Here is an 8,318-nt window from a genome sequence, read left to right on the forward strand (position 1 = left end):
GGCCTGTCGTCACCGGGGGCCGGGGTTGGGGCGCTCATGTCCGTCGTCCCGTATCTGCTCGGGGGTTGGTTGGGGGAATCAACATCTACCAGACAGTCGCAACTACCACCGCCCCTCCCGCCGGACCCACCCCTTTCGAGCACGGTTCTGCTACGCGACGGGGGCGGCGGAGCCGCCTCGTGGTCTCCTCGGAAAAAGTTCCGCGGACCCGCGTAATGCTCCCCGGCCTGCTCCCTCTCCACTCGTACGGGCCGCGTCCAGGCCCCCGCGAGACCTACCGGAGAGGAGACCCACACCATGCATCCCACCGTGGTGGAACGCGAGCTGGAGCTGAGACTCGTACTGTCGCCGGAGTGCAGCATTCCCGTGCGGGCCGTACTCGGTTACCGCAGTGACGACCCGTACGCCGTCCACGTCGCCTTCCACATCGACTCCGACCAGCCCGTCCACTGGACCTTCGCCCGCGAACTGCTGGTCGAGGGGGTGTTCCGGCCGTGCGGGCACGGCGACGTGCGGGTGTGGCCGGCGAAGGCGCAGGGGCGGAGCGTCGTTCTGATGGCGCTGAGTTCACCGAGCGGGGAGGCTCTCCTCGAAGCGCCGGCCGCGCAGGTGTCGGCGTGGCTGGAGCGCACCCTTCGGGCGGTGCCTCCGGGCTCCGAGGCCGTGCGGCTCCACATCGACGACGGCCTGGCCGAACTGCTCGCCCCCTCCCCGGCCGACGACCGGTGGCTGTTGGACCCGTGGCCGTCGGACGAGTCGAAGGACGGAGGGTGAGCGGAAGACGGCTGATGGCCGAAGGACGGAGGGTGAGCGGAAGACAGCTGATGGCCGAAGGACGGAGGGTGGGCGAAAGACGGCGGGTGTGCGATGGACGGCGGGTGGGCGAAAGACGGCGGGTGTGCGATGGACGACCGGTGACCGGGGAGCGATGCCTGGGTCAGAAGAGCTTGCCCGGGTTGAGGATGCCCAGGGGGTCGAAGACCGCCTTGACCGCGCGCTGCATTTCCAGGCCGACCGGGCCGATCTCGCGGGCCAGCCACTCCTTCTTGAGGATGCCCACGCCGTGCTCGCCGGTGATGGTGCCGCCGAGTTCCAGGCCGAGGGCCATGATCTCGTCGAAGGACTCGCGGGCCCGCCGCGACTCGTCGGGGTCGGCCGCGTCGAAGCAGACGGTGGGGTGGGTGTTGCCGTCACCGGCGTGTGCGACGACCCCGATGGTCAGGTCATGCTTCTCGGCGATGCCCTCCATGCCGGCGAACAGTTCGGCGAGCCTCGACCGGGGCACGCAGACGTCGTCGATCATCGTGGTGCCCTTCACCGCTTCGAGCGCGGTGAGCGACAACCGCCGCGCCTGGAGCAGGAGTTCGGACTCGGCCGCGTCGTCCGCCGGGACGACCTGGGTGGCGCCCGCGGCCTCGCACAGGGCGCCGACCGCGGCGAGGTCGGCGGCGGGGTCGGGGGTGTCGAAGGCGGCGAGGAGGAGGGCCTCGGTGGTCTCCGGGAGGCCCATCTGCGCCAGGTCGTTGACGGCCTTGACCGTCGTACGGTCCATCAGTTCGAGAAGGGACGGCACATGTCCCCCCTCCATGATCCGGCAGACGGCGTCGCAGGCGGCGGAGGCGGAGGGGAACTCCGCCGCCAGCACCAGTTGCTGGGGCGGCTGAGGCTTGAGGGCCAGGACGGCGCGTACGACGATGCCGAGCGAGCCCTCGGAGCCGACGAACAGGCGGGTGAGGTCGTACCCGGCGACACCCTTCGCCGTGCGGCGGCCGGTGGACATCAGCCGCCCGTCGGCGAGCACGACGTCGAGGCCGAGCACGTACTCGGCCGTCACCCCGTACTTCACACAGCACAGGCCGCCGGAGGCCGTGCCGATGTTGCCGCCGATGGTGCACATCTCCCAGCTGGAGGGGTCCGGCGGGTAGTAGAGGCCGTGTTCGTTCACCGCGCGGGAGAGCGTGGCGTTGACGACCCCCGGTTCGACGACGGCGATGCGGTCGACCGGGTTGATCTCCAGGATGCGGTCCATCTTCGTCAGGGACAGCACGATGCAGTCGTCGGCGGCGTTGGCCCCGCCCGACAGGCCGGTGCGGGCGCCCTGCGGGACGACCGGGACGCGCAGTTCGGTGGCGGTGCGCATGACGTGCTGGACCTGCTCGACGGTGCGCGGCAGCACGACGACGGCCGGGGCGCCTGCCTCGCAGAAGCTCGCCATGTCGTTCGCGTACGAGGCCGTGACGTCCGGGTCGGTGAGGACCGCCTCGGCCGGCAGTCCGGCGAGGAGTCGGTCGAGGAGTCGGTCGTGGAGGTTGCCGGTCACTGCTGTGCCTTGGGGGGTCGGGGCTTCGCTACGGCTCATGATCACAGCGTCGCACCGGACCGCCATCGGTGTGAACCCGTCGGCGAGGGCCTTTCGGGTGCCGCGTTGTGGTCTTCCTATTGACGCACAGTGAGCGGCATGGAGAGCGGCATGGAGAGCGAAGAGCGGCGATTCGGGGCGGCCGGCCGGACGATGCGGCGCGCACTGGGCTGGACGATGGCCGGTGGTGCCGTACTCGCCGGTGTGCTGGTGCTGTTGCCGGACGGCGAGCAGCAGCACCAGCAGCCGGTGGCGCCCGCGCCGGGGCCCAAGGCGCGGGCCCGGGCGGCGGTCGCGGCCGGGGTGCCCGCCGCGATGCCCGATCTGGCCGAGCTGATCGGTGACCGCGAGCGGCGGCTGCGGAAGCATCCGGAGGACGGACGGTCGTGGGCGGTGCTCGGCACGGCGTACGTGGAGCGGGGGCGTCGTACCGGGGTGGCCGCGGACTTCCCGAGGGCCGAGCGGGCGCTGGGCTACTCGCTGAAGGTCCGCCCGAGCCGGAACGCGGAGGCGTACGACGGGCTGGCCGCGCTGGCGACCGCGCGGCACGACTTCCCGGCGGCCCGGCAGTGGGGCGAGCAGGCCGTACGGGTGGCGCCCGAGCGCTGGACGGCGTACCCGCTGCTGATCGACGCGTACGACGGTGTCGGCGACTACCGGGCCGCCCGCCGGACCCTGGACCAGCTGCTCGCCCTGCGGTCCCGGTCCGCGGTGACGGCGCCCGCGGTGACGGCGCGGGCGGCCCAGGTGTACTGGGACCAGGGCCGGCGCGAGGACGCGGCCGCGGCGCTCTCGGACGCGGCCGCCGGCGCGCAGGGCCCCGCCGAACGGGCCGCCTACCTCGTGCTGGCGGGCGAACTGGCGTGGCAGCGCGGCGACCTGAAGGAGTCCCTGCGCTACGGGACGGCCGCCCTGCACGCCGACCCCGACGAGCACGCCGCCCTCGCCGTGCGGGCCCGCGCGCTGGCCGCACTGGGCCGCACGGAGGAGGCGGTGCGGGCGTACCGGTCGGCGCTGGCGAAGGCGAGGTCACCCCGGTACGCCCTGGAACTGGGCGAGCTGTACGAGTCCCTGGGGCGTCAGGGCGAGGCCCGGGCCCAGTACGGCGTGCTGCGCGAGACGGTGCGCGCGGACGCGAAGGCGGGTGTGAACCACGACCTGTTCCTCGGCCTGTTCGAGGCGGACCACGGTGACCCGGAGAGGGCGGTCCGCCTGCTGCGGGGCGAGTGGGAACGGCAGCCGAGCCTGCGGGCGGCGGACGCGCTGGGCTGGGCCCTGCACCGGGCCGGCGAGGACGAGGAGGCGCTCGTGTTCGCGACGCGGGCGACCGACAGGGCCCACGGTGGGGAGGTCCGCAGCGCGCTGTACGCCTACCACCGGGGCGAGATCGAGTACGCCCTGGAGCGGCCGGGTCCGGCCCGCCGCCATCTGGCCGAGGCCCTGCGCCTCAACCCGTACTTCTCGCTGCTGCACGCGCCCGTGGTGAGGGAGGCGCTGGGGGAACTGGGAGAGCCGTCGGACGAGGGTCCGGCGGAGCTCGGGGGGCAACCGGGCGGGCCTTCGGGAGACGCATCGGCAGACACACCGGCAGACGCATCGGCAGAGGCACCGGCCTAGGCAGCAGGAAGAGGAACAGGAGCCGGGGGATGCGGGGCTGTGCGGCCCCACGGCGTCAGTTCCGTGGGACCGCGGCGGCAGTCAGGGCTGAGCGGTGCCGGGGAAGAGCGGGTGCGTTCCCGCGTCGTTCGGTGCGTGCTCTCGGCGTGCCGGACAAAGGTCCTCGATGGGGGCGCCCCCGGGCATGGGGGTCCCCCCGCTCGAGCGGAGTCGAGAGTGGGGGAGGAGTTGAGACTGAGGGAGGAGCTACTTGGGCCTTTGTCCGGTGCGACGAGTGGGGGCACCTCCCACGCCCTCAAGGCGGTGGGGGAGCGTGCCGGGCGGCGTGGGGGCGTGCCTGCTCAAAGGTTGCCCCGCTTGTCCTGCTCCCTCTCGATCGCCTCGAACAGCGCCTTGAAGTTGCCCTTGCCGAACCCCATCGAACCGTGTCGTTCGATGATCTCGAAGAAGACGGTCGGGCGGTCCTGAACGGGCTTGGTGAAGATCTGGAGGAGGTAGCCGTCCTCGTCCCGGTCGGCGAGGATCTTCAGCTCGCGCAGGGTCTCCACGGGCACGCGGGTGTCGCCGACCCACTCGCCGAGGGTGTCGTAGTAGGAGTCGGGTGTGTTGAGGAACTGCACGCCGGCCGCCTTCATCGTCCGTACGGTCTCGACGATGTCGTTGGTGTTGAGCGCGATGTGCTGGACGCCTGCGCTGCCGTAGAACTCCAGGTACTCGTCGATCTGGGACTTCTTCTTGGCGACGGCGGGCTCGTTGATCGGGAACTTGACCTTGAGCGTGCCGTCGGCGACGACCTTCGACATCAGGGCGCTGTACTCGGTGGCGATGTCGTCGCCCACGAACTCCTTCATGTTCGTGAAGCCCATGACCTTGTTGTAGAAGCCGACCCACTCGTTCATACGGCCGAGTTCGACGTTGCCGACGCAGTGGTCGATGGCCTGGAAGGTTCGGTGGGCGGGCGGCTCGACGATCGGATCGGCGACCACGAAGCCGGGGAGGTAGGGGCCGTCGTAGCCGGTGCGCTCGACGAGGGTGTGCCGGGTGGAGCCGTACGTGGCGATCGCGGCCACGACGACCGTGCCGTGCTCGTCCTTCCGTTCGTACGGCTCGGCGATGGAGCGGGCGCCGTGCTCGATCGCGTAGGCGTACGCCCGGCGCGCGTCCGGGACCTCGATGGCGAGGTCGACGACGCCGTCGCCGTGCTCGGCCACGTGCTGGGCGAGGAAGTGGCCCCACGGGGTGGCGGGCTTGATGACCGAGGTGAAGACGAACCGCGCGGAGCCGTTCTCCAGGACGTAGCTCGCGGTCTCGCGGCTGCCGTTCTCCGGCCCGGAGTAGGCCACCAGCCGCATGCCGAAGGCGGTGGAGTAGTAGTGGGCCGCCTGCTTGGCGTTGCCCACGGCGAACACGACCGCGTCCATTCCCTTGACCGGGAAGGGGTCGGCCTGCCGTGCGGTGTCGGGAGCGTGGTGTGTGGTCTGCGTCATAGGCGCAGAGTCCCTCCGCTACGGCAAGGTGCGCAACAGTTCGCGGATTTGCTGGACAATCTGCTCAGCGGAACGCTCGCATCAGCGGGTTCCCTGTACAGGGTGACTACCGGAAGGTCCTCATGGCGATCGATCATCTGGACGGGCGGATCATCGTGCTGCTGGCCCGGGAGCCGCGCATCGGCGTCCTGGAGATGTCCCGGCGGCTCGGGGTCGCGCGCGGGACGGTCCAGGCCCGGCTCGACCGGCTCCAGTCGGACGGCGTGATCCACGGGTTCGGCCCGCAGGTGGACCCCGCCGCCCTCGGATACCCGGTGACGGCGTTCGCGACGCTGCAGATCCGGCAGGGGCAGGGCCCTGACGTACGGGCACACCTGTCGACCGTGCCCGAGGTACTGGAACTCCACACGACGACCGGCAACGGCGACATGCTCTGCCGCCTCGTGGCCCGCTCGAACGCGGACCTCCAACGGGTGATCGACCGGGTCGTCGGCTTCGACGGCATCGTCCGCGCCTCGACAGCGATCGTCATGGAGAACCCGGTTCCGCTACGGGTGATTCCCCTGGTGGAGCAGGCGGCGGAGGAGCGGGGGCAGGGGTAGAGGTTAGGGGCGGCACGGGGTTAGCGGGCGAAACGGGGAGGTTCCAAAGAGTTCGCTGCAAAGGAAGCCTTGCAAGGGTTTCTTTGCAACGCTACCTTTGCATGCATGCCCGACGACCCCGAAGACCTGTCACCACGCGTCCTCGACGCCCGTTCACTGCGCGGCCTCGCCCATCCCCTGCGGATGGCCCTGCTCAACGCCCTGCGGCGGGGTGGACCCGCCACCGCCTCCCAGCTCGCCGTCAAGCTGGGCGAGTCCAGCGGCGCGACCAGCTATCACCTGCGGCAGCTCGCCGCACACGGCTTCGTCGAGGACGCCCCCGAGCACGGCAAGGGACGCGAGCGCTGGTGGCGGGCCGTCCACAAGGGCGTGCAGTTCGACGACGCGCTGCACAAGGACCCCGACCCGGCCGTACGGGGGGCCGCAGACCTGTTCATGCACGAGGTCGCGAACATCCACACCCAGGAGGTCGGGACGTGGCTCGGCAACCCGGGCGACTGGTCCGACGAGTGGAGCCGCTCCTCGGACCTCAGCGACATGACGCTGAGCCTCACACCCGAGCTCGCCCTCGACCTCATCACGAAGATGCACGAACTCGTCGACAGCTACCGCGGCCGGACCTCCGCCGAGGACAGCCCGGCCGCCGAGACGGTACGCGTCCACACGCACGTCTTCCCCATCCACACGGACTGAGAGGCCCCCTCCGATGCACATCGAGACCCTGCTCGCCCTGCACCGCGTCCGCCTCGCCGACCTCCGGGCCCAGGCCGACGCGCACCGGCTCGAAGCCATGGCCAAGCGGCCCAACGAGCTGCGCACCCGCATCGGCTGGACCCTCGTCGAGGTCGGGCTCCGCCTGGCCGCCGCGCCGAAGCCGAGCGTCGCGCACTAGACGGGAGTTCGACGACAGGGCCTAACAGCTCGGGACCGAGCCCCGGCCCTTCTCCAGGGCCACCAGGGAGTTCACGGCGCCCTTCAGTGTCGTCACCGGGATCAGGCGCAGGCCCTTCGGGAGTTCCGACTTCGCGTCGGTGCACTCGGCCTTCGGGACCAGGAAGACCGTGGCGCCGTCACGGTGGGCGGCCTGGGTCTTGAGGGCCACCCCGCCGACCGGGCCGACCTCGCCGGCGGCGTCGATCGTCCCCGTACCGGCGATGACGCGGCCGCCCGTGAGGTCGCCGCCGCTGCCGTCGCCGTTGAGTTTGTCGATGACGCCGAGGGAGAACAGGAGGCCGGCGCTGGGGCCGCCGACGTCGGACAGCTTCAGGGTGACCTTGATGTCGTCGCCGGCCTTGCCCAGGTACCCGAGCGCCGCCTGGGTCGCCGCGTCCTGGGACCTCTTCATCTCCGCCTCGTTGTGCCGCTCGATCTCCTTGACGTTGCCGCCGCTCGGATAGACCGCGTCGCGCGGCATCACCGCCTGGTCGGTACGGAACCAGCCGTCGACGACGTCGGCGAGGCCGACGTGCGCGTCCGGGCCTGTCGCCTCGATCGTCGTCATCCGCAGCTGTCCGCGCGTCTCGCGGGCCGTCGCGCCGGTGATGGTGATCACCGGCGCGCCCTTGTTCGAGCCGAGGACGTTCGCCGTCATCCCGGGTTGCGCCACGGAGAACGGCAGCGGAGCGAACGCCGCCGTGGCGAGCAGGGCCACGACGGGCAGGGCACAGAGGGCGATGGCCTTGGGGCGCGACAGGCGGGAGAGGCGTGAGAGCACGCAATCAATCTAACGCGACGGTGGCATTCGGCCAGTTGGCGGGCGGCCCCTGAGACCTGAGCGTGCCCCCGGTCTCTGAGCCCTGGACCCTTTCAGTTCGCGTCCGCGTGCTCGAACACTTCCAGCATCCGCGTCAGCACCCGTACGCAGGTGTCCACGTCCGCGTCGGTCAGATCGCCGCCCACCCGTTTCAGCAGCTCGCTCTCGCGGGCGATGACCGTATCGATGGCCGCGCGGCCGGCGTCGGTCAGGCGGATGAGCGAGGACCGCTGGTGGGCGGGGTTGGGGATGGCCTCGACCAGACCCCCGGCCGCCGCGTCGTTGACCATCCGCTGCACGAACTGGCGGCTGAGCGCCTGGGCGCGGGCCATCCGCGGGACGGTCAAGGGTCCGTGGACGCGCAGGAGGTCCAGTACGGCGCGGACGCCGATGGACAGCCCCTCGACCGGCTCGTTCTGCTCCACCCTGCGGCTCACCCGCCGGTACAGCGGGCCCAGGACGGCGAACACCTCGTACATGCGGGAGGCCAGTTCGTCGGG

At 71.2% G+C, this 8,318-nt stretch carries 9 protein-coding genes; 5 read left to right on the forward strand and 4 right to left on the reverse strand.

Annotated elements, in window-relative coordinates; translation table 11 throughout:
- Positions 1 to 297: 297 nt before the first annotated feature.
- Complete coding sequence (locus FPZ41_RS42110; protein ID WP_152869636.1) at positions 298 to 774, forward strand: SsgA family sporulation/cell division regulator; 477 nt, start codon at positions 298 to 300, stop codon at positions 772 to 774.
- Between the two features lie 163 nt (positions 775 to 937).
- Here the strand turns inward: FPZ41_RS42110 and FPZ41_RS42115 are convergent, their stop codons facing one another.
- Complete coding sequence (locus FPZ41_RS42115; RefSeq protein WP_407698895.1) at positions 938 to 2,365, reverse strand: FAD-binding oxidoreductase; 1,428 nt, start codon at positions 2,363 to 2,365, stop codon at positions 938 to 940.
- Positions 2,366 to 2,458: 93 nt separating this feature from the next.
- Here FPZ41_RS42115 and FPZ41_RS42120 point away from each other — a divergent pair, with 93 nt between their 5' ends.
- Positions 2,459 to 3,976, forward strand: coding sequence for a tetratricopeptide repeat protein (locus FPZ41_RS42120; RefSeq protein WP_152869640.1), 1,518 nt, complete (start codon positions 2,459 to 2,461; stop codon positions 3,974 to 3,976).
- A gap of 341 nt (positions 3,977 to 4,317) precedes the next feature.
- Here the strand turns inward: FPZ41_RS42120 and hppD are convergent, their stop codons facing one another.
- Entirely contained in the window at positions 4,318 to 5,463 is a 1,146-nt protein-coding gene (hppD, locus tag FPZ41_RS42125) for a 4-hydroxyphenylpyruvate dioxygenase (RefSeq protein ID WP_152869642.1), read from the reverse strand.
- A 122-nt stretch (positions 5,464 to 5,585) separates the two neighbouring features.
- Here hppD and FPZ41_RS42130 point away from each other — a divergent pair, with 122 nt between their 5' ends.
- The 3 genes from FPZ41_RS42130 (at position 5,586) to FPZ41_RS42140 (ending at position 6,957) form a co-directional block, all read left to right on the forward strand.
- Entirely contained in the window at positions 5,586 to 6,065 is a 480-nt protein-coding gene (locus FPZ41_RS42130; protein ID WP_152869644.1) for an Lrp/AsnC family transcriptional regulator, read from the forward strand.
- Between the two features lie 105 nt (positions 6,066 to 6,170).
- Positions 6,171 to 6,758, forward strand: a complete 588-nt coding sequence (locus FPZ41_RS42135; protein WP_152869646.1) for an ArsR/SmtB family transcription factor — start codon at positions 6,171 to 6,173, stop codon at positions 6,756 to 6,758.
- A gap of 13 nt (positions 6,759 to 6,771) precedes the next feature.
- A complete protein-coding gene (locus FPZ41_RS42140; RefSeq protein WP_152869648.1) occupies positions 6,772 to 6,957 on the forward strand; it encodes a hypothetical protein in 186 nt (61 codons plus the stop codon).
- Positions 6,958 to 6,978: 21 nt separating this feature from the next.
- Here FPZ41_RS42140 and FPZ41_RS42145 read toward each other — a convergent pair whose 3' ends face one another.
- Both FPZ41_RS42145 and FPZ41_RS42150 read right to left on the reverse strand, forming a co-directional pair.
- The gene (locus FPZ41_RS42145) at positions 6,979 to 7,779 is read right to left on the reverse strand and encodes a S16 family serine protease (RefSeq protein WP_322621426.1); all 801 of its coding nucleotides are present in this window, start codon (positions 7,777 to 7,779) and stop codon (positions 6,979 to 6,981) included.
- 92 nt (positions 7,780 to 7,871) lie between these two features.
- A partial coding sequence (locus FPZ41_RS42150) for a MarR family winged helix-turn-helix transcriptional regulator (protein WP_228023367.1) occupies positions 7,872 to 8,318 on the reverse strand: 447 nt, incomplete at its 5' end.

The sequence above is a fragment of the Streptomyces acidicola genome (assembly GCF_009377235.1).
Classification (GTDB): Bacteria; Actinomycetota; Actinomycetes; order Streptomycetales; family Streptomycetaceae; genus Streptomyces; species Streptomyces acidicola.

Coding starts and splice junctions, on each gene's coding strand:
- FPZ41_RS42110 (WP_152869636.1), top strand. CDS start 298: ATGCATCCCACCGTGGTGGAACGCGAGCTGGAGCTGAGACTCGTACTG.
- FPZ41_RS42120 (WP_152869640.1), top strand. CDS start 2,459: ATGGAGAGCGGCATGGAGAGCGAAGAGCGGCGATTCGGGGCGGCCGGC.
- hppD (WP_152869642.1), bottom strand. CDS start 5,463: ATGACGCAGACCACACACCACGCTCCCGACACCGCACGGCAGGCCGAC.
- FPZ41_RS42130 (WP_152869644.1), top strand. CDS start 5,586: ATGGCGATCGATCATCTGGACGGGCGGATCATCGTGCTGCTGGCCCGG.
- FPZ41_RS42135 (WP_152869646.1), top strand. CDS start 6,171: ATGCCCGACGACCCCGAAGACCTGTCACCACGCGTCCTCGACGCCCGT.
- FPZ41_RS42140 (WP_152869648.1), top strand. CDS start 6,772: ATGCACATCGAGACCCTGCTCGCCCTGCACCGCGTCCGCCTCGCCGAC.